Annotated in this window: 19 protein-coding genes; 10 read left to right on the top strand and 9 right to left on the bottom strand. The window is 68.0% G+C overall.

The features are described 5' to 3' along the window. Positions 1–103 precede the first annotated feature (103 nt). Entirely contained in the window at positions 104–1,729 is a 1,626-nt protein-coding gene (locus B7R24_RS15205; protein WP_172582860.1) for an HNH endonuclease signature motif containing protein, read from the top strand. 160 nt (positions 1,730–1,889) lie between these two features. Here B7R24_RS15205 and B7R24_RS15200 read toward each other — a convergent pair whose 3' ends face one another. Continuing rightward, complete coding sequence (locus tag B7R24_RS15200) at positions 1,890–2,795, bottom strand: DUF4190 domain-containing protein (protein ID WP_172582859.1); 906 nt, start codon at positions 2,793–2,795, stop codon at positions 1,890–1,892. A 312-nt stretch (positions 2,796–3,107) separates the two neighbouring features. Between B7R24_RS15200 and B7R24_RS15195 the strand changes: the two genes are divergently transcribed. Genes B7R24_RS15195 through B7R24_RS15165 form a run of 7 tightly spaced genes read left to right on the top strand, consistent with a single transcriptional unit; the run spans position 3,108 to position 10,477 of the window. Then, entirely contained in the window at positions 3,108–3,908 is an 801-nt protein-coding gene (locus B7R24_RS15195; RefSeq protein WP_253259490.1) for an ABC transporter ATP-binding protein, read from the top strand. Next, the gene (locus B7R24_RS15190; protein ID WP_116419803.1) at positions 3,905–4,801 is read left to right on the top strand and encodes an ABC transporter permease; all 897 of its coding nucleotides are present in this window, start codon (positions 3,905–3,907) and stop codon (positions 4,799–4,801) included. Before B7R24_RS15195 ends, B7R24_RS15190 begins: the two co-directional genes overlap by 4 nt. Positions 4,802–4,853: 52 nt before the next feature. Further along, entirely contained in the window at positions 4,854–5,960 is a 1,107-nt protein-coding gene (locus B7R24_RS15185; protein ID WP_116419802.1) for an ABC transporter substrate-binding protein, read from the top strand. Continuing rightward, entirely contained in the window at positions 5,957–7,123 is a 1,167-nt protein-coding gene (locus B7R24_RS15180; RefSeq protein WP_116419801.1) for an LLM class flavin-dependent oxidoreductase, read from the top strand. Before B7R24_RS15185 ends, B7R24_RS15180 begins: the two co-directional genes overlap by 4 nt. After that, positions 7,120–7,833, top strand: a complete 714-nt coding sequence (locus B7R24_RS15175) for a cysteine hydrolase family protein (RefSeq protein ID WP_253259489.1) — start codon at positions 7,120–7,122, stop codon at positions 7,831–7,833. Before B7R24_RS15180 ends, B7R24_RS15175 begins: the two co-directional genes overlap by 4 nt. Continuing rightward, positions 7,830–9,161 carry an NtaA/DmoA family FMN-dependent monooxygenase gene (locus B7R24_RS15170; protein WP_116419800.1) on the top strand — a complete coding sequence of 444 codons (1,332 nt, stop codon included), beginning with the start codon at positions 7,830–7,832 and terminating at the stop codon, positions 9,159–9,161. The genes B7R24_RS15175 and B7R24_RS15170 overlap by 4 nt, the downstream gene beginning before the upstream one ends. Continuing rightward, positions 9,158–10,477, top strand: coding sequence for an MFS transporter (locus B7R24_RS15165; RefSeq protein WP_147304064.1), 1,320 nt, complete (start codon positions 9,158–9,160; stop codon positions 10,475–10,477). The genes B7R24_RS15170 and B7R24_RS15165 overlap by 4 nt, the downstream gene beginning before the upstream one ends. Positions 10,478–10,494: 17 nt before the next feature. Here the strand turns inward: B7R24_RS15165 and B7R24_RS15160 are convergent, their stop codons facing one another. Further along, on the bottom strand, positions 10,495–11,847 hold the full coding sequence (locus B7R24_RS15160) for a beta-propeller fold lactonase family protein (RefSeq protein WP_116419798.1): 1,353 nt from the start codon (positions 11,845–11,847) through the stop codon (positions 10,495–10,497). Between the two features lie 182 nt (positions 11,848–12,029). Between B7R24_RS15160 and B7R24_RS15155 the strand changes: the two genes are divergently transcribed. After that, positions 12,030–13,607: a molybdopterin-dependent oxidoreductase gene (locus B7R24_RS15155; protein WP_116419797.1), complete on the top strand. Its 1,578-nt coding sequence runs from the start codon at positions 12,030–12,032 to the stop codon at positions 13,605–13,607. A gap of 15 nt (positions 13,608–13,622) precedes the next feature. Here the strand turns inward: B7R24_RS15155 and B7R24_RS15150 are convergent, their stop codons facing one another. From B7R24_RS15150 to B7R24_RS17870, 7 genes are all read right to left on the bottom strand, one after another. Then, on the bottom strand, positions 13,623–14,222 hold the full coding sequence (locus tag B7R24_RS15150) for a hypothetical protein (protein ID WP_116419796.1): 600 nt from the start codon (positions 14,220–14,222) through the stop codon (positions 13,623–13,625). Positions 14,223–14,263: 41 nt separating this feature from the next. Then, positions 14,264–14,413 carry a hypothetical protein gene (locus B7R24_RS17680; RefSeq protein ID WP_172582858.1) on the bottom strand — a complete coding sequence of 50 codons (150 nt, stop codon included), beginning with the start codon at positions 14,411–14,413 and terminating at the stop codon, positions 14,264–14,266. 53 nt (positions 14,414–14,466) lie between these two features. Further along, positions 14,467–16,698 (bottom strand): YhgE/Pip domain-containing protein, encoded by a 2,232-nt coding sequence (locus tag B7R24_RS15145; RefSeq protein WP_116419795.1) that lies wholly within the window; start codon positions 16,696–16,698, stop codon positions 14,467–14,469. After that, positions 16,695–17,399 (bottom strand): hypothetical protein, encoded by a 705-nt coding sequence (locus B7R24_RS15140; protein ID WP_116419794.1) that lies wholly within the window; start codon positions 17,397–17,399, stop codon positions 16,695–16,697. The genes B7R24_RS15145 and B7R24_RS15140 overlap by 4 nt, the downstream gene beginning before the upstream one ends. After that, the gene (locus B7R24_RS15135) at positions 17,396–18,082 is read right to left on the bottom strand and encodes a TetR/AcrR family transcriptional regulator (RefSeq protein ID WP_116419793.1); all 687 of its coding nucleotides are present in this window, start codon (positions 18,080–18,082) and stop codon (positions 17,396–17,398) included. Before B7R24_RS15135 ends, B7R24_RS15140 begins: the two co-directional genes overlap by 4 nt. A gap of 41 nt (positions 18,083–18,123) precedes the next feature. After that, positions 18,124–18,831 (bottom strand): AfsR/SARP family transcriptional regulator, encoded by a 708-nt coding sequence (locus B7R24_RS15130; RefSeq protein WP_116419792.1) that lies wholly within the window; start codon positions 18,829–18,831, stop codon positions 18,124–18,126. A gap of 79 nt (positions 18,832–18,910) precedes the next feature. Further along, positions 18,911–20,326 (bottom strand): hypothetical protein, encoded by a 1,416-nt coding sequence (locus B7R24_RS17870; RefSeq protein WP_216363722.1) that lies wholly within the window; start codon positions 20,324–20,326, stop codon positions 18,911–18,913. 185 nt (positions 20,327–20,511) lie between these two features. Between B7R24_RS17870 and B7R24_RS15120 the strand changes: the two genes are divergently transcribed. Further along, positions 20,512–21,003, top strand: coding sequence for a DUF3151 domain-containing protein (locus B7R24_RS15120; protein WP_116419791.1), 492 nt, complete (start codon positions 20,512–20,514; stop codon positions 21,001–21,003). The last annotated feature ends 2 nt before the right edge of the window (positions 21,004–21,005 follow it).

Below are 21,005 nucleotides of genomic sequence, written 5' to 3'. Positions count from 1 at the left end.
CATCGCCCGGGCTTCTCTCCCTCACAGGTGGACCCAATTGCGGGCTTTCCACAGATTCTGCGGAGTGCCCCACTACACCGTTCTTGCGTGCTTGAATCAATGCATGAACCGAGAATTACTCAGTCAACCGACGCGGCAGGCACGGCTGCGCGCTGACTTCGCAGACGCCGCCCGCACCGTAATGGCGGGCGAACGCGAGGCCGCGAGAGCCGCCGCGGCGCACCTCGCGCAGGTTGAGCGACTGCGCGTGGCTGGGCTCGCCCTGCACTTCGTCGACCAGTCCTCCGGTGGTCCGCAGTGGTCGCAACAGGTCGTCGTGCAGCGCACCATCGTCACCGAGCTGGCGGTCGGCGCCCACCTCAGTGAGACTGACGCCCGCCGAAAGATCGACACGGCCGAAGGTCTCGCCGGGCCGTACCGCGAGACGCGTTCTGCGCTGGAGCGAGGCCTCATCTCCTACCGGCACGCCGAGAAGATCGTGCAGCACGGCATGCTTCTCCCGCCAGAATCCGTCGCCGACTACGAAGCCCGCCTCCTGCCCACGGCTCAGCACGTCACCGTTCAAAGACTCGAGCGCGAGGCCCGGGCAGCCGTCGAGGAGGCCCAACCGACCACCGCGATCGAACGGCACGCCGAGGCCGCCGACGGCCGCTGTCTCACCCTTGACCCGGCTGCCGACGGAATGGCGTGGCTGACCCTCTTCCTTCCGGCCGTCGAAGCCGTCGCCCTCTACAACCGAGCGACCGAACTCGGCCGTGCACTCCGCTCTTCACGTGACCCACGCACTCTCGCCCAGTTGCGGGCCGACGTGCTCGCCGACCTTGCGCTGAACGGCGAGACATCCATTCCCGGTGCGCCGCGCGGTGTGCGAGCCCACGTGCGCGTGACCGTCCCCGCCCTGACCCTCCTCGGCAACAGACGCGGCCACAGCAGCAGAGCCAGCACCAGCACCAGCACCAGCACCGGCACCAGCCTTGGTAGCACCGGCACCGACACCAGCCTTGCCAGCACCACCACCAGCCTTGGTAGCACCGGCACCGACACCAGCCTTGCCAGCACCACCACCAGCACCAGCACCACCACCAGCACCAGCACCGGCACCGGCGATGCCGGCCCGGCGATACTCGACGGATACGGCCCGATCGACCGGCTCACCGCGCTCGAGCTCACGCGTGACGCACCCGCGTTCTACCGTGTGCTGACAGACCCTGCGACCGGGATCGCACTGAACTTCGGGCGTGACCGGTACAGGGCACCGGCCGCACTCGATGAACTCGTGCGCACCGTGCACTCCGAATGCACCTTTCCCCTCAGTTGCACCTCGGCAGCTACAGCAGACCTCGACCACACCGTCGCCTTCGCAGACGGCGGTGAAACGAGCCTCGGCAACCTCAGCCCGCTCTGCGCCAGCCACCACAGGGTGAAACACCACACCGCCTGGAAGATCGAGCAGCATCCGGGCGCCGACGGCTCGGCCGGCCCCATCACCTGGACCTCACCGGCAGGCTTCGTCTACACCGTGAACCCCACCCCGATTGCCCGCCCGGCGACAGCCCTCCCCGCAAAGGACTGTCCCGCGACGGACTATCCCGTGACGGCCCATCCCGTGACGGCCCCGTCCCGAAGGGTGTCCTTCGTTGACCACTCCGAAGACCCCGCCGATGGAATTCCTGAACCGGCAACGGTGCGAAGGCGGGAGGGTCATCTCGTCGGCCAGGCTCCTTTCTGACGCCACCCGTTCGAATCGCTTCGACTGTCAGAGCCTGAACCGGCTAGACGCCCACCCCGGCGGCCACCCCGTCGGCCACCCCGGCGGCCAGCTCCGGCTCCGGCTCGGGCCGGTGAGGCCAGGGCGATCTCCAAGACAGCTCGAGCGGGCCGCAGGCCGGTCAGCTGATGATGAGACCCGTGCGGGAGAGAACGTGGTTGTAGCCGTCGACGGTCTTGTCCTGGGTGGTGCAGGTGACGTCGATCGAGACGCCCTTCTTCGGCACGGCGAAGGCCCGGGCGACGGTGATGTGGGGCTTTCCGTCGGCGTCGGTGCGGCTGAGTCCGCGGGTCTCGACGAAGGTTCCCGCGTCGGGCTGCCCGAGAGCGAGGGAGTCGTTCTTCCCCTTCTGGTCGACGAGGTCGGCTCCCTCGCCGGTGATGAGCCCGAGGTAGCTGTTCGTGGTGGCGAGGTCGTCCGTGCTGTCGACGGCGACGGCCGCGTCGAGGTCGCCCTGGTGGAAGGTGACACTGCACGTGCCGTCCTTCGAGGCGTAACCCCAGGTTCCGTCGGCCTTGGGAATGGAGAGCGCCCAGTCGCGGTCGCCGAGCATTCCGTCGCTGATCTGGGGCGTTGCGGCCGCCAGCACGTCACGCCCGTCGTCGAACGAGAGATCACCACCAGACGCAGAACCGGAGTCCGACCCAGAACTGGAACCCGGCGGGGCGGTGGGTGCGACCGTGGCGAACGAGCGAGGGGTGCCGGCCGGCCCGGGCAGTCCCGGGAAGTGCAACCCGGATGCCGCGCCGATCACCGATCCGACGATGACCACGACGGCGACGACCAGCCAGAACCCGATCCCCAGGTAGCCCAGGATCACACCGACGAGGGCGGCTGTGTGCCCGCGCTCGCCGGTGCGCCTGATCTGCACGAGCGCGACGTGCCCGGTGATCACGGCGACCAGGGAGACGAAGAATGCCGAGACGAGCGAGACGATGGCGAGGGTGTTGAAGTACGGTGCGGGCGGCGACGGCTGGGGAGGCTGCGGGGCCGGAGCGGCGGGGGCGGGCCCGATGAGATTGGTCACGAGCACACGATACGGGGCAGCCGCACGCGGCAGAAGATACACGCCCGAAACACGGGTGGTCGGCTCCGCGAAACACAGCCCCCCTAGAGTCGTGAATGTCAACAATCCCGCGGGCCGTCGACAGCTGCTTCCGCCCGCTCTCCCGTCGTCTCGAGACTCGAGAAACCCACCGGAGGGCCGCATGGGCCGAATTCACGATTTAATGGACTCCAGGCCGCTTCATGAAGCCGGAGGCTCACAGTGTCCGTAAAACCCGCGTCCGTAAAACCCGCGTCCGTAAAACCCGCATCCGTCAAACCCGACCAGATCGTCGTGACCGACGCGCTCAAAATCTACGGCGGCAAGACCGCGGAGGTCACGGCGCTCTCACACGTCGACCTCACTGTCGAACGGGGCCAGTTCGTGAGCATCATCGGCCCGAGCGGCTGCGGCAAGTCCACGCTGCTGCGCCTCATCGCCGGCCTCGAGAAGGCCGACTCCGGTGAGGTCTCGGTCTTCGGCGCCGACCCTGACCGGGCCTGCGCCGCGAAGATGATCGGCTTCGTTCCACAGGTCCCTGCGTTGCTGCCCTGGCTTTCGGTGGTCGGCAACGTCACCCTCCCCTCCAAGGTCAACCGGCGGGCGGATGCTCTGCGGCGCACCCTCCCCGGGCACGTCCAGCGCGACGCCGCCGACCCGCGCGCCCTGCTGGCGAAGATCGGGCTCGGTGACGCCCTCGACCGTCTGCCGCACCAGCTCTCGGGCGGCATGCAGCAACGCGTCGCGATCGCCCGGGCTTTCGCCATCCAGGCCGACGTTCTGCTGATGGACGAACCGTTCTCAGCCCTCGACGAGTTCACCCGCGAAGCCATCCAGGTGCAGCTGCTCGAACTCTGGGAGCAGATGCGCACCACTGTCGTGTTCGTGACGCATTCGGTCTCTGAGGCCGTCGTGCTGAGCGACAGGGTCGTGGTGATGTCGGCCCGGCCCGGTCGCATCGAGGCCGTGATCGACATCGACCTGCCCCGGCCGCGTCGCCAGGGCCTGCTCGAGTCGGCGGCTGTGCACGAATACGAAGACCTCATCCGCGCCAGGCTGCAGACCGCCTGGGCATCGGGGCCGGTGACGGCATGAGCAACCCTGTCGTCGAGAACGCCGGTACCACCGACGCGGCCCTCCCGGCCGATGCGATCGACACAGCGGTCGTCACCGGGGCGACGGCTTCAGCGACATCCCTTCGTCGCAGGGCGCCGGGCCGTTCGGTGTTCCGCCCGACGGTCTGGGTACCGGCCGTGGTGGCCCTGCTCGTGGCCGGCGTGCTCTGGGAGATCATCGCGATCAACAACACCTATCTGCTGCCCCGGCTCGGCATGATCGGCCAGGCCATCATCACCCAGCCGGCGTTCTACCTCGAGAACGCTGGAGTGACGCTGTCGGAGGCCCTGATCGGCCTTCTCATCGGCTTCGCCGCCGCTTTCATCGTCGCGGTGATCGTGACGGAGTCGGGCGTGCTGCGCCGCGCGATCATGCCGCTCGCGGTCGTGCTGAACGTCACGCCGGTGGTCGCCATCGCACCCGCGCTCGTGGTGGCGTTCGGATTCGGGCCCGGTCCGAAGCTGATCGTGACGGCGCTCATCACGTTCTTCCCCATTCTGATGAACGTCATCACCGGGCTGAACTCGGTGTCGCCGCCCATCCTGCAGGTGTTCACAACCCTGCGTGCCTCGCGCCTCGAGGTGCTGACGAGGCTGAGGCTGCCCTCGAGCCTTCCCTTCGTGTTCGCGGCCCTCAAGGTGGTCTTCCCCCTGTCGATCGTCGGTGCGGTCGTTGCGGAGTTCTCGGCGCCGGGTGCCGCAAAGGGCCTCGGTACCGTCATCAGCGTGGCGTCATCCAACTCCCGGCTCGCGGTGGTCTACGCCGCCATCCTCTGCCTCGCGATCATGGGCTCGATTCTGCTCTTTCTCGTGACGCTGCTCGAGAAGCGCGTTCTGCGCTGGCACGAGTCGCAGCTGCTCACGCGCCGCTGACTCCCACCCGCACCGTACCTGCACACCCCTTCCCCACAACCAGGAGTCAGATATGCCTACCCGACGTACCTCCCGCCTCATCACCGCCGCATCGCTGGTCGCGGCTGCCGCCCTTGCGCTCACCGGATGCTCGGGCTCGACCACCTCGAGTTCGACACCCGCCGCATCCTCCGCCTCAGCGATCTCGGCCGACCGGTGCGCGACCAACAAGGCCGCCGGCAAGATCACCTACATCACCGGGTTCCAGTACCAGGCCTCCGCCTCGATTCTCGACATCCTCGCGGCCAAGCAGCTCGGCTACTTCGACGCCCTCTGCCTCGACGTCGAGATCCAGCCCGGCACGGGTGACACGGCCGGCAATGCGCAACTCGTCGCCGCCGGTACCGCGACCATCACCGATCTCGGCGGCGACTCCGACCTGCTGCTCGCCCAGGCGAATGGCGTGAACGTGACCGCGATCGCCACCTACGGCCAGGTACCGATCACCACCCTAATGACCGGTACGAACATCACCGACCTGAAGCAGCTCGAGGGCACGACCCTCGGCCAGAAGGGCCAGATTCCCCCGGAGATAGAGGCGATGCTGGTGAAGAACGGTGTCGACATGTCGAAGATCGATTCGGTCGTGGTGGGCTACGACCCGACGATCCTGCCCCGCGGCCAGGTGCAGTCGCTGACGGGCTACAAGTCGAACGAACCGCTGACGCTCAAGGCCGCGGGCGACGCGATCACCGAGTGGAACCCCGAGGACTACGACATTCCGGGTACTTTCGGCACCGTCGTGGCGAACCCCGCCTTCGTCACGTCGAACACCACCACCACCGAGGACTTCCTGCGCGCGGCCTTCCACGCGTACGACTACTGCGAGACGAACGCCCAGGAGTGCGTCGGGTACGCCGCAGCGCTCGCCGGCGGCGGCGCGAGCTACGACGTCGACCACAACGTGCAGGTCTGGCAGACCGAGACCGGCCTCGTGAAGGATTCGCTTCCCGCCGGCACACCGCTCGGTTCGCTGAACACCGACCTCATGGCCAAGGAGATCAGCTTTCTGATCGACAGCACGCAGCTGACCAGCGCACCCGATGTGACGGCGTTCACCGATCCGTCGCTCGTCTCGGCGATCTACAACGGCGCCGACCTCATCTGGCCTGCACCGTGAAACAGCGCGAATACGGCATCTTCCTGCCCATCGGCAATGGAGGGTGGGTGATGTCGAGCACGGCACCCCACCCCCAGGCGACCTACGACTACAACCGCAGGGCGGCCGTGCTGGCCGAGGAGCACGGCTTCGACTTCATCATGTCGATGGCCAAGTGGCGCGGCTATGACGGAACGACCGACCACTGGGGCCAGACCCTCGAATCGATCACGCTGATGGCGGCGCTCGCCGAGGCGACCACCCGGGTGAAGATCTGGGCGACCGTGCACACCAACCTGATCCACCCCGCGGTCGCGGCGAAGATGTTCACCACCCTCGACCAGATCAGCAATGGCCGCGCCGGCGTGAACATCGTCGTCGGGGCATACGCCCGGGAGTTCGAGCAGATGGGCATGTGGCGGGGCGACTTCGACCACGACACGAGGTACCGCTACACCGAGGAGTGGGTGGAGGTCATCGAACGGTTGTGGAGCGAGGATTCCGTGACGCACCACGGGGAGTTCTTCACGCTCGATGACTGCGAGTCGCGACCGCACCCGGCCGTGCATCCCACCCTCATCAGCGCGGGTCGATCGCCGCGCGGCCTCGACTTCCAGTCGAAGTTCGTCGACGGCTCGTTCCTGACGGCCGCCGACATGCCCGGCCTCCGCGAGAACAGCCTCGAGGTGAAGGGGCTCGCCGCGGCCCAGGGCCGTGACATCAAGACGTATTCGATGCTCACGGTCGTGATGGACGAGACGGATGCTCGTGCCGAGACCCGGTTCAGGGAGTACGGCCGCGGGGTCGACACCGAGGCCATCGTCAACATGAAGCTGTCGTGGGGGCTCCCGCTCGACAAGGCGATGTCGATGAGTGCAGACAAACCGGAATTCGAGGCATTCCAGACCGCCGTCGTGACGGGCTCGCCCGAGACGGTTCACGAGCGCATCGACGAACTGATGGAAGCTTCCGACATCGACGGGCTGATGATCATCTTTCCCGAGTACCACGACGACCTGCCGCCGTTCGGCGAGTTGGTCATGCCCAGGCTGCGGGGTGGCGCGGCGCCCGGTCCGACCGGGCGACTCGCGACAGACGACGGCGAGGCCGATGGAGCCGGAAGTTCTGCGAACACACCAGGTTCGGGTCTCCTCGCGTCATTCGACGAGCGGATGTCGCTGTGACTGCCGTGGCCGATTCCGGCGAAGCCGACCTGCACGCGAGCGAACATGCCGATTCGGGCATACGCGAGCGCCAGTTCGCGGCGTTGACCGAACCCGGTGTCTCCGGTGCGCTGCTCGTCGTCGACGTGCAGCGGTCCTTCGCCGACCCCGATTACCTGCCGTGGGTCGCGGCCGACCACCTGCCCGTCATCGCTTCGGCTGTCGAGGCCGTCGCCTCACTGGTCGACGACGCCCGGCGCGCGGGTGTGCCCGTCGTTTGGATCCAGCTCGGCCAGAGCGCCGACCGGCCGTGGATGTCATCGCTGTGGCTCCGAGGCGTGGCCGCTGACGCCCCGTGGCCAGGCTCCGACGAACCCTGCGTTCTCGGCACGCCGGGTGCCGAGTGGTACGGCATGGCACCGCTGGACGACGAGCTCGTCGTCACCAAGCGCGGGTACAGCGGATTCTTCGGCACCTCCCTCGAGGCCGAACTCGGCGCGCGCGGCATCGAATGGGTGACCGTCGTCGGACTGACGATCGACTGCTGCGTCGACGCGACGGCACGCGACGCGTTCCAGGCCGGGCTTCCCGTTCTCGTGCCGTCGGATGCGACCGCTGCCTACGAGCCCGAACTCCAGGCGAACTCTCTCGCCAATGTCGCCCTGAACAGCGGTGTCGTGGTGACCTCGGCGGAGGTCGTCGAGCTGTGGTCTCGCGGTGCCACCGCATGAGCATGCATCTCGCCTTCGACCTGTCGTTCACCCATACCGAGGGCAAGTGGGCCAGCCCCGGGTCGTGGGAGGGTCGCACGTACCCGGATGTGCGCATGTTCCAGGAGCTGGCCGTTCTGGCCGAGCGCGGCGGCATCGACATGCTGTTCTTCGGCGACGGCACGAGCATTCCCGACACCTGGGAAGGGTCGATGGATGCGGCGGTGAAGTGGGGCATCCAGTGGCCCCGGCAGGACATGAGCCCGTACATCGCGGCGATGGCGCAGGTGACCTCGCACGTGGGCTTCGGGCTGACATATTCCTCGACGTTCATGCATCCGTACTACGTGGCACGGTTGCTCAACTCCCTCGACCACGTGACCGGCGGCCGCATCGCGTTCAATGTCGTGGGCTCGACGCGCGTCTCGGATGCGGCGAACTACGGCTTCGAGGCCCTGCCCCCGCACGGCGAACGGTACGACCGCATGGAGGAGTTCATGGCGGTCTGCGCCGCGCTCTGGGACTCCGTCGATGCTTCGGCCATCGTCGCCGACCGTGCCACCGGTATCTTCGGCGATCCGGCCGGCGTGCACCGCATCGACCACCGCGGGGCGCACTTCGCGGTGCAGGGCCCGCTGAATTCGGTGCCCAGCCCCCAGGGCCGCCCGGTCGTGGTGCAGGCCGGTTCGTCGCCGCGGGGAATCGCGGCATCCGCCCAGTTCGCCGACATCATCTTCGGCCTCGGCGGGCATCTGACCTCCCAGCTGAGGCATCGGTCGGCTCTGGATGCTGCGCTCTCCGCTGCCGGGCGCGACCCCTCCAGCGTGGGCATCCTCTGGGCGGTACAGGTGATCCTGGGTCGAACCACCGACGAAGCGGATGCCCGCAAGCAGGCGATGCTGGATGTCTGGAGCCACGACGCGGTCGGCGCCTACCTCTCGTACAACTCGGGTTTCGACTTCGGGGCCCTGCCGGCGGCGTTCGCACTGTCGGATGTGGCCGAGCAGATCCGCCTCGCCGAGGGAACCCAGGCGGGGTTCGTGCAGCTCGTCATCGACGAGGTAGGCGCCGACGCGCGCATGTCGCGCGACGAGTTCTTCGAGCGTGGCTGGCGTTACGCCACGGGGTACGACCAGACCTACGCGGGCACGGCTGAGACGGTCGCGGATGCCCTGGAGGAGAACTTCGAGGCCACCGGGTCGCGCGGGGGGTTCATGGTCGCGAACCCGCTCTCGACCCCGTCGTCGCTGGCCGACGTGGTGGAGTTGCTCGCCCCGGAGTTGCGGCGCCGCGGTGCGGTCGCACCGGCGTACCCGGGGCGGACCCTCCGTGAGAATCTTCTCGCGTGAGCGGTGCCCCCGTCGGCGCCAGCGACGAATCGACACGAAAACGGCCGTCCTCGGCAGATAGCGGGGCGGATGTGCGGAATCGCGTCGATTCCGCCGGTTTGGCGACGCCTCGGGTGCCGTGGGAGCAGGTCATCCTCGTCTGTGCGCTGGTCGGCACCTCCCAGATGACCTGGGGGGCGCTCGTGCCCGCGCTGCCGCAGTATGCGCAGCAGTTCGGCGCCTCGGCCGTCATCCTCGGGCTGCTGGTCTCCTCGTTCGGCCTCGGCCGGCTCCTGGTGAACGTGCCGGCGGGCCTGCTCCTCCGGCGGGTACCGGCCCGTGCCCTGCTGCTCACCGTCACCGGCGCCCTCGCGCTGCTGACCCTCGTGACGGGCTTCATCGACACGGTCGAACTGCTCGTGGCGGCGCGATTCGTGGCGGGCCTGCTCGGCGGATCGGCCGTCACGGTCGGCCTCGCCGTGCTCACGCAGCGCACCAGCCCGTCGAACCGCGGTTCGATCCTCTCCGCCGTGCAGGCCGTACAGCTGGCCGGCGCAGCGGTCGGTCCCGTGCTCGGGGGAGTGGTGCTGACCGTTTCAACCCTGCCGTTCGTGTTCGTGGTCGCGGCCATCCCGCTCATTCTCGTGATCGTGTGGGAGCTGCTGAGGCCGAGCCCGGCGTTCTGGTCCTCGGAGTTCGTACACGACGCGGAGCCCACCGACGAGACGGAGATGTCTGGGCCGACCGGTTCGCCCGCTTCGGACGCCCGTGCTCGCCGCCGCGCACTCATCGGCGTGTGCGTGCTCGGCTTCGGCATCTTCTTCGTGCGGTTCGGTGGCGACCAGTCACTCATTCCCCTTGTGGCCTACGACCGTGGTGGGCTGACGCCGCTCACCCTCGGTCTGGCATACGGGCTGACCACCGTGGTCTCGCTGGCGATCCTGCCGTGGGTCGGTCGGCGGCTGAACGCCGGGCACCGCCGGGGGTTGCTCATCGTGCCGACCCTGCTCGCCGCGGCGGCGATCTGCCTGTATCCGCTCGCCACGTCGCCGTGGTTCTTCGGAGGGCTCATCGTTGCGACCGGAGTGCTCTCGGGCATCGGAAGTCTCGTGCCGGGCGTCATTCTCGCCGACGTCACCCCGCGCTCACGGGTGGGCAGTGCCGTGGGCCTCTTCCGCACTGTCGGCGACGCGGGCGCCGTCGTCGGTCCGCTTGCCCTCGGGGCGGTTTTCGACGCCCTCGGCGTGACGTGGGCCGTCGCGTTCCTCGCAGCCGTCAGCGTCGTCACCCTCGCGATCTACCTCGCCCTCGCCCGCGGCACCCGGGGAGCCTCCTAGAAGCGAGGGCCACCCGGCTAGAAGAGAGGGCCACTCGGCCTGACACCCGGCAGGATGGTGATGGGGTAGGTGACGAAGTCGCTCGGCGCCACGCCGTTCGTTGCTTGCACAATGATTCGGTACGAACCGGGCTTCGTCGGCACCCCTCGGATTGCCCCGCTCGACGTGTCGAGTGCCAACCCCTCGGGAAGCGAACTCCACGGAACAATTGTGTACGACGGAGTGGGTTCGCCGGTCGCTTGTACATCGAAGGAGTATGGAGCGCCGGTCACGCCATTGGGCGCTGCGCCAGAAGTGATTTTCGGGCTGACACGGACTCGTGAGACCACAGAGACCGTGCCGTCCCCCAAATTGCAAACAAACACCTGGTGGTTCTCATCATCGACAGCAATTGCGCCCGGTATGAATCCGATGCCATCTTTCCCTCGGGGAATGACCGCAAGAACGCTCCCTGACGTCAGATCCAGGACTGTCACAGAGCTGCTGATCTCGTTGCTGACGAAGGCGTAGTGATCGGAAGCGTCCACAGCAACCGCCCCCGGCCCCGCCTCGGAGCCAAGAGGCACAACAGACCTCACTGAATCGGTGGTGGTGTCGATGACCGAGAGCGTGCGGTCGGCGTAATTGGTGACCAGTACCTCGTGATGGCCAGCATCCGCCGCTATGCCGGAAGCGCCTTTCCCGATTCCGCTGCTGATGACCTTCGTGATGACGTCGGTTGTCGTGTCTACAACGGCGACTTCGTCGCCGCCCGAACCATCCTGGAGAACGATATACGCCTGATGGCGCATCTCGTCGATGACGACCGATCGGGGCGTGCCGTCGCTTGCGGTCCCCGTGTCCACCACTCTCGAGACACTTCTGGTCCGGGTGTCGATCACCGATATCGATCGACTCCCCGAGTTGACGACGTAGGCCTTGTTCTGACTTGGGTCTAGCGCCACTCCCTTGGGGTAATCGCCGATCGACGTTGGGCCGTTCGCAATCACGGCCGATACTGCGTTCGTCGAAGTGTCTATGACGGAAACGGTTCCGTCGATGTAGTTCGAGACAAACATCTGGCCATGCACAGGGTCTGCCGCGATGCCCGATGGCCCCCTGCCAATGCTTGTCCTGTCGTAAGTGATCGTCTTGATGACGGTGTTCGTACGAGTATTGACTACCGATACAGAATTGTCGGTTTCGTTAGCGATGTATGCCTGGTCATGATTTGAATCGAAGGCGACGGCCGCGGGCGAGTCACCGATGCCCGCGACTCCGTGGGGGATGACGGTCTTGACCAGGAACGTAGGAGCGGCTTCGGCGGACGTCACCGAACAGACGGTGAGTAAAACTGTCAGCGTGATCAGGCTCGCGACTTTGAGCTTCATGGGTGTGGTTCCTCTCAGGCAAGCGAGGGCGAAGTCGGGCTCGCGGACCCGAGTCGCTTGCAGTGCCGCGGGTCACATAAAGAGATGCAACATCACGCGATCCATTACGCGACTCGCCCTCGCCCGCGGCACCCGGGGATCGGTCAGCATGCACCAAGGTTCGCAAGCGTAAAGTTCCAGATATGCGACGCGGAGTCTGGGCGGCCCTGACGGGCATTGTCGCTGCAGCGACTGTTCTGGCCTCCGCTGAGGTCGTGGCCGTTTTCGTGGGAGCCGAGTCGAGTCCGCTCTTCGCGGTCGGTTCGCTCGTCATCGACCTCGCCCCGCCCGGCGTCAAGACCCTCACGATCGCCCTCTTCGGAACGGGTGACAAGGCCGCCCTGCTCACCATCCTCGGCATCATCATCGTGCTGGGAGCGGCCCTGGCCGGCTATCTCGAATACCGCCGCAAGCCGTTCGGCACGGTCGTTCTGGTCGCTTTCTCTGCCATCGCCGTGTTCGCGGTCACGACCCGGGAGGGGGCATCCGGAATCTCGGCGGTTCCCACCGTGGTCGGCATGCTCGTGGGCGTCGTCGTGCTCAACGCCCTGCAGCAGCGGCTGAAGCGGTGGGGCGTGCGCGAAGACGGGTCGCGCAAGGCGACCGCCACCACAGCTGCCAGCCCCGTCGTTCGCACCGGCCCGGCCGCTCTCGAGCGCCGCCAGTTCGTGACGTGGATGGTCGTTGCCGCAGCCGCCTCGGCCATCGCGGGCGTCGGGGCCCGCGCGATGAACGCCGGTGCCGCCGTCGTGACCGCCGCCCGGAACGCGCTCGTTCTGCCGACGGCGACGACCTCCGCCGCTGCGCTGCCCGCCGGCACGGAGCTCGGTATCGCCAACCTCAGCCCCGTGGTCACGCCCGCCGCCGACTTCTACCGCATCGACACCGCCCTGCAGGTTCCGCAGCTCAACCCCGACACGTGGAGCCTGAAGATCACCGGCATGGTCGAGAACGAGGTCGAGATCTCGTTCGCAGAGCTGCTGGCGCTACCCCTGGTCGAGAACTACACCACGCTCACCTGCGTCTCGAACGAGGTCGGCGGCGACCTCATCGGCAACGCACTCTGGCTCGGCTACCCCCTCCACCTTCTGCTCGAGCGCGCCAAGCCACAGGCGGGTGCCGACATGGTGCTCTCCCGCAGCTCCGACGGATTCACGGCGGGCAGCCCGCTCGAGGTGCTGCAAGATGCCTCGCGCCAGTCACTGCTGGCCGTCGGAATGAACGGCAAACCGCTCCCCGTCGAGCACGGATTCCCGGCGCGCCTGGTGGTGCCAGGTCTCTACGGCTACGTCTCGGCGACCAAATGGGTGGTCGAGATGAAAGTCACGACGTTCGCCCAGGACATGGGTTACTGGACCCCCCGCGGGTGGAGCGCGCTCGGCCCGGTCAAGACCTCGTCGCGCATCGACACGCCCCGCCAGAACGCCGGGCTCGCGGCCGGCACCATCCCGATCGCCGGTGTCGCCTGGGCGCAGCATACCGGTATCGCCACGGTGGAGGTGCAGATCGATGGCGGGGACTGGCAGCAGGCCACGCTCGCCGATCCGATCTCGGCCGACACCTGGCGCCAGTGGGTGCTGCAGTGGGAGGCCACCTCCGGAGACCACACCGTCGCGGTTCGAGCGACCGACACGTCTGGTTACACGCAGACCTCCGACGAGGCTCCGCCCGCGCCCGATGGCTCGACGGGCTGGCACACGATCAAGCTCACGGTGCAGTAGAGCGGTCTAACCCACTCACCACTTCTCGTTCAGCACCCGCAGCAGGTTCTGGATGTCGCGGCCCCGGCCGTGCAGCGCATACGCCACCCCCGCCGCCACCGTCACGAGAGCGCCGACCCCGCCCGCCCCGGTCGACGCGACGACGGCCTCCTGCAGCGGAACGAGGGCGAGCGCAGTCGCTGCTCCCCTCGCCACCACGGCCGGAAACAGAGCCCATCGCGCATACCCGCGCAGGGCCCTCGCGCGAACGACCGCGATCGCGGCAACCACCCCGGCGGCGATACCGACAGCAGTCACCGCGAGCGATGCATACCCCTCGATCGTCGCTTGGGGCTGCTCGAAACCGGTCGGCAGCGCCTGCGACAGCTCGACCACCAGCGGCGACACCCCGAACACGAAGAGCGCGCCCGGCCCGATCCGCGATGCTCCAGTGATTCCGCTTTCGCCCGGTACCCCGAACGCGAGCACCCCGAACGCAACCGCGAACACCATGGCCGAGACCAGCTCGAGCGCTGGATTGATGAAGAGCAGCACTTCGCGCTGCAGCAGCAGAGCATCCGAAACCGACAGAACCGCCCCGTACAGCGACCCCAGCACCACCCCCACCCCGCCCACCAGCGTCGTCGTCGACGCCCGGGTGGGCAGAACGGGCAGGGTCAGTCCTCCCCGCGGAGGTTCTCCCCGACTCCGCGGATGCTGCGCATCGCGTCGTCGAGTGCGGGGTCGACCACATCCGGCGCGGGCTGCGTGCTCTCGGACTCCGGCGGGGTCGTGTCGGGCTGGGGGGTGTTCTCGGAGGTACTCATGCTCGAACGCTACCCCGTTTCGACCGGCCGGGGCGGTATTCGACGAGGCATCCTCAGCCGATGAGCGACGGGCGGAGGTCGCGCAGGGTGCGCTGGGCGGTCTTCTTCGAGGCGAGGAACATCGAGAACGCGATGGCGCCCACCAGCCAGAGGGCGAGCACTCCCACATCGTTCAGTGCGAGTGACAGGTCGCCGCCGTACATCAGCTGCCGAATGCCGTCCACCGCATAGCTCATCGGCAGCACGTGGTGCAGCGCGGCGAGCGGCCCGGGCAGCGTCTGCCACGGGAAGGTGCCGCCGGCGGTCACGAGTTGCAGCACCATGAGTACGAGCCCGAGGAACTGGCCCACGCTCCCCAGCCAGATGTTCAGCGCCCCGATGATCGCCACGAAGGTGATCGATGTGAACACCATGAACAGCAGCATCAGCGCGGGATTCGCCACGCTGAAGCCGAGCGGAACTGTGACCACGAAGTACACCGCGGCCATCTGGAGGGCGCCGAGCAGCGCCGGAGCGAGCCAGCCCGCGGCGGTCACGCGAAGCGGTGCCCTGATCGCCGTGAGTGCACGGCGTGACAGCGGCTTGATGATGAGGAACAGCGCGTAGATGCCGATCCACGCAGCCAGGCTGATGAAGAACGGCGCCATACCTGCCCCGTAGGTCGACGCCTTGGTCACGGTGTCGGTGTCGACGCGGGCCGGCGTCGCGATGGTGGCAGCCGCCGTCTGCCGCTCATCGGGACTGTAGTTCGGAATCTGGTCGGCGCCCGACGCGAGACCGTCGCGCAGCGTGACCGCGCCGGAGTGCAGCTGGCCGGCGCCCGTCGAGAGCGTCGAAGCCCCACTCGCAAGCTGCCCCGTTCCGCTGGCGAGAGTGGATGCGCCGTCGGCCACCTGCTGGGTGCCCGAGGCGAGCGAGGCGGCCCCGTCGGCGACCTCGGCCGTGCCCGCCTGCAGCGAACCTGCCCCGTCGGAGAGCTCGGAGGCCGAGGCGGCGAGGGTGGATGCGCCATCTGCCACCTGGGCGCTGCCCGCGGCCAGTTCGGTCGACTTCGAGGCCGCCGACGCGGCACCTGCGGCGAGGGTGGGTGCCGAATCCGCGAGCTGCTGCGTGCCCGCCGCGACCTGGGCCGCGCCATCGGCCAACGTCGAGATCTGGGTGTCCAGGCCCTTCGCGGCGTCGTTGCCGTCGTCGATCGCCGTCCCCACGGTGTCGAGCTGGGCGAGAACGTCGGCGATCTGCGCCTCGGTGAGGTGCGCGGCATGCAACTGGGTGACGATCTGGGCTCGTACGACGGGAACCCGGTCCGCAGCATCCTGGGTCGCCTCGGCGACCGTGCCCGACGCCGTGGCCAGCGAGGCATTGCCGGCAGCGACCTTCTGCGCCCCGCCGTTGAGGGTCGCGGTGGCGGCGGGCAGGCCCGCCACGCTGTCGCTGAGGGTGCCGAGCCCGTCGGCAAGCTGACCGGCCCCGGTGCTGGCCTGGTTCGCGCCCGTGGACAGGGTGGATGCTCCACTCGACAGTCGCGAAGCGCCGTCGGCCAGCGTGGCTGCGCCGGTCGCGGCATCCGCGGCCCCGCTCGACAGGGTGGCGGCCCCGCTCGCTGCGCTGGCGGCGCCCTCGGAGAGTGTCTGTGCACCCGCGTCGAGCGTCGAGGCCCCGTCGGCGAGCGACGCTGCACCCGTCTGGGCCTGGGCGGTGCCGTCGACGAGCTGGTTCGCCCCGTCGATGCCGGTCGCGAGATTGTCGTGGATGGTCGCGAATCCGTTCAGGAACTGCAGTGCGGCAGCCTCGCCGACCTGCTCCGAGATGCTCAGCCGCACCTTCTCGGCGACGGTCGCGGCGATCGACGAGGCGAGAAAGCTGTTCGTGTCGTTCGTGGTGAGCTGCACGACCGCCTGCTCGGGTGTGGCGGTGCCGGCCGAGGTGAGCAGGGTCGAGAAGTCGGGCCCGAGGGTCAGCACGAAGTCGTACTCGCCGTTCTTCACACCGGATGCCGCCTCATCGGCGGTCGCGTCGATCCACTTGACGCTGTTGTCCTTCATCAACTGATCGTGCACCTGCGTGCCGTAGTCGACGGCCGTGCCATCGAGGGTCGCGCCGGTGTCTTCGACGACGAGCGCGACCGGGATGTTCTTGAGCTGTGCGTACGGGTCGCTGTTGGCCCAGAGGTAGAGGCCGGCGTAGATGACGGGCACGAGCATGAGAGCGACGAGCGCGAGGCGGGCGAGGCCGGTTGCGGTCAGCCTGCGGAACTCGGTCTGTACAAGCGTGAGGATCTTCACGAGGGGTCTTTCGGTGATGGTTCGGGGATGGAGTTCTCGGCGAGCAGGTGGGCGAGGAGGTCGGCCTCGCGGCGTTCGACCTCGGCGAGGCGGTCGGCCTCGAAACGCGCGCCCACCTCGGCGAGCAGGGCGGCGGAGGCGGGGCTGGCGATCACGAGCACAGCCAGTCCCCGCCGCGCGAGGTCGGCTGCGACATCCCACCACTCGAGCGGGTCGCTGCCGCGCCGGTCGGGTGCGGTCAGAACCAGCGCCTCGATGCCGGGGCGCAATGCTGCCAGCTCGGCGAGCATCCGCAGTCGTACGACGGTCGGCATGTTCTGCACCTCCCAGCCCGCGTACTCGGTCACGCCGAGTTCGTCGAGCGCGGCGGCGGTCGCGTTGCGGTTCGAGGGGCGACCCGCGAACATGAGCTCCTCCTGCACGATCGCACGAAGGCGCAGGTCGCCCACCGGCTCGCTCACATCGGGGGCGTCGACGATGGCGGTCACCGCGCGCAGGCGGGCGGCATCGTCCGAGCCGTCGATCGTGACGGTGCCTTCGTCGGGTGCCATGCGGCCGGTTGCCAACAGCGACAGTACGGTCGGCCGCTGGGCGGTCTCGACCGCCACGACCGTCACTCCGCCCGATTCGAACGAACAGGATGTCTCGGGCAGGTTCTCGCCGTTCTCACCCTTCACGACGTGGTTCAGGATGATCTTCACGCTGTCTTCTCCTCAGCGAACCGAAGTTCGGCGTGCTCCTCGATCAACGCGGCTGCCTCTCGCCACGACAGACCCGCCGTGGCGAGCCCCGCCAGCATGACCAGGCGGTGTCCTTCGGCGTTCGAGAGGTTCGAACGCACCGCCTCGTCGAGCACCGAGAGGGCGGCCCCCTCGATGAGCGGGGCCAGCGTGGCAGGCGCGATGTCCTGCCGCAGCTCGCCCGCGGCGACACCGGTGGTCACGACGCTCAGCAGTCGGTGCCGAACAGGGGAGAGGGTGCGGGCGACGAGGTGTCGCTGCGGTCCGCGGATGGCGACCTGCGCCATGACGCGCACGTTCTCGACCTCAGACCACAGCCGGGCGCCGATCAGAGCGATGGCGACCCGGGAGTCGGCCGGATCGAAGTAGGAGAGGGCATCCGTGATTCGTGCACTGCCCGAGGCGAGCAGCTCGGCGATGAGCTCGTCCCGGGTGGCGAAGTGACCGTACAGGGCGCGGCGTGAGAGGCCGGCGCCGCTGGCGATGGCGTCGAGCGAGGTATCGGGATCGCGGTTCAGCAGCAGTCGCGCCGAGTCGAGGATCGCGACGCGGTTCTCGGTCGCATCACGTCGGGGGGTGCGACCGCCCTGGGTGCGATCGCCCTGGGTGCGATCTGGGGGAGGTGTCGAGGTGGGAGATGTCACACCCCAACGATAATAACTTGCACACGGCTGTGCAAGTTATTTCATGAATCTGAGGTGTCGTGGTCGCGGATCAGTGCGGCGAGCGCGATTGTCGGTGCGAGCCCGAGGGCACCGTCGAGAAGCACCGAGTAGCGGCGGTAGACGCGCAGCGCTTCTGAGGGGTTGCCCTCCGCCAGGTGCACGCGGATGAGGGCGGCCTGTGCGCTCTCCCTCAATGGTTCGACGGCGATGGCTGCTCGTGCGGCAACTCCGGCCTCGGGAAGACGGCGGCGCTTGAGGAGTTCGCGGGTCTGAACTTCGAGGCCGTTCATGCGAAGGGCTCGCCAGTCTTCGGCGGCAGCGACGACCCATTCGTCGTACCAGTCGGGCAGGAGCTCCTCAGACAGTGCAGCGACGGCGGAGATCGAGATGTCGGACAGCGACGGAGTCAGATCGATGGGCAGGAGGCGCACGGCCAGACGATGGGAAGAGTGCAGGTCGACCTCGACGTCGCGCGAGAGACCGAGGGTCGTCGGGCCGATGTCGAGCAGCAACCGGTGAGCCGGATCCATGCGGGTGAGCGTCGAGCGCAGGCTGAGGCCTGCCCGATGGTCGTTGGCCTCGGGCCAGAGGGTGCCGGCGATGCTGGCACGGGTGATCGCGGTCGGTTTCAGAGCGAGGTAGGCGAGCAGGCGCCGCGATCCGAAGCTCGTTGGGGCGTATACGGGTTCGGTGAGGGAGAATCCGCCCAGCAGCCTGATGTGCGACATCGCGCGAGACCTCCCCGCCCTGCCGAGCCTGGCAGGTTGAGCACCCCCAAGAAGGGGGTACTCAACCAGTAAACATCGTCTACTTTTTGGGCGGGAGGGCTGACAACTTCTTCCGCTTTGTGATAGAGATTGCCAGAACGGCGATCATGCCGGCGAGCAGGGCACCGAGGCCGACACCGAAGGCGGGCGCGAGTTGTGCTCCGGTCTCAGCCAGCTCGGTGGTGCCGGTCTTCGTTCCGGTGCTGGCGGAGGTGCCCGATGACCGGTTCGACACGACGGGTGCGTGTGTCGCTGAGGCGCTCGGTGCGGGCGTCGGGGCGGCGGCACTGGGGGTCGGGGTCGTGGTTGCGGTGGGTGTGGGTGTTGCGGTGGGGGTGGAGGTGGGGATCGGGACGGGGATCGCGGTTGCCGTCGGTGTCGGCGTTGCGGTCGGGGTCGGTGTGGCGGTGGGTGTCGGTGTGGCGGTGGGGGTGGGTGTTGCGGTGGGTGTCGGTGTTGCGGTGGGGGTGGCCGTGGGTGTCGGTGTTGCGGTGGGTGTCGGTGTTGCGGTGGGGGTGGGTGTTGCGGTCGGCGTCGGTGTGGCGGTCGGCGTCGGTGTTGCGGTGGGGGTGGGTGTTGCGGTCGGCGTCGGTGTGGCGGTCGGCGTCGGTGTCGCGGTGGGCGTTGCGGTGGGCGTCGCTGTCGGTGTGGCGGTGGGGACGGGTGTTGCGGTCGGCGAAGCTGTTCCCGGCTGGATGATCGTGGTCGTCGTGCTGGTGCAGATGACGGTGGCGCCGCCGCCGTTGCCGGAGCCGTTGCACTGTGCGATCACGACGGGAATGGCTGAGCTCTGGGTCGACGTCGGAACGGTGCACTGCACGCGGATGGTGGCGCCTCCGCCGTTACCCGATCCATTGCACTGGGAGATCGTGGCATTGGTGGTACTCCCCAACGGGGTGCAGGCGACAGTGGGTTCTGCGCCACCGCCCTGGCCCGATTCGTTGCACTGGTTGATCGTGGCGGGTGTCGAGGTGGAGGTTCCGATGATCGTGTTCACGAGGGAGACCGTGCAGGCGACCGCCCCGCCTCCGCCGTTGCCCGATCCGTTGCACTGGTCGACCGACGTGACGAGAGAGCCGGCCGGCGTGGTGGTGGTGACGCAAGTGAGGGCTGCATTGGCGGCTCCGTGGCACTCGGTCACCTTCGTGACGGATGACTCCGTGCCCGTCTGGAGGTTGAGGGTGTTCGTCACGATGACGTCGCAGGTCACACCCTGGCCGCCGACGTTGTCAGTTCCGTTGCAGAGGCTGAGTGCCACCGGTTCGGCTGCGGCCGCCGTGGTGGGATACGCTCCGACGGTGCCCAGGGTCAGGGCGACGAATGCGACGAACATCGTGACTGTTGCGAACAGTCCGATCGAGCGTACGGAGGCGAGTCGCGAGAGGCTGTGCGACCCTGCCGTTCTGGTCTTTCTGTGGCGTGGTGATGCTGTCGGCTGTGCTGCGATCGTCTTCACGAACGTGCCCCTCTTGGTGCGTCGATTACCCCTCAATGGGGGGCCAGATGCCCCTCAGTGGAGGTAGTGTGCACGAGCACTCGTGACGCTGTCGTGACTCGGGCGTGACAGGCGGGGTTTCTGTGCAGCCGAGTTGTCGCTGATCGGCGAATGGGCGGGCCGGAGCGCCCGCGATAGGATCGAGTGTGACCGGTGAAAACCTCCTAGGTGTGCCCCCGACCCTGTTGAGCTCCGACGAAGTGGGTGAGTCGCTCTCGGCCAACCCCACGGGTGACGCCCCGCAGAGCGCCGAACTCGAGGCGCTGGTGCGTCGGCACCCGACGTCCTCGCTCGTCTGGGCCCTGCTCTCCGACCGGGCCTTCGAGGCGGGGCAGATCCTCCCCTCCTACGCCTATGCCCGGGTGGGCTACCACCGTGGCCTCGATGCGCTGCGCAAGGGCGGCTGGCGCGGGCAGGGCCCTGTACCGTGGTCGCACGAACCCAACCGCGGAGTGCTCCGCTCTCTTTACGCGCTGAGGCGCGCAGCCGGGGCCATCGGCGAGAACGACGAGGTCGTGAGGCTGACCGAGTTCCTGAACGGCGCCGATGCAACGGCGGCCGAGGCCATCGAGAACGAGCAGTATGCCGCCGATCCTGCGACGCCCGCGTCGTCCGCCGCACCATCTGAAAGGCTCTGACC

The sequence above is a fragment of the Subtercola boreus genome (genome assembly GCF_003399645.1).
In the GTDB taxonomy this organism is placed as follows: Bacteria; Actinomycetota; Actinomycetes; order Actinomycetales; family Microbacteriaceae; genus Subtercola; species Subtercola boreus_A.
The sequence above is the reverse complement of the archived record's forward strand: the minus strand, read 5'-3'. Positions and strand labels throughout refer to the sequence as shown.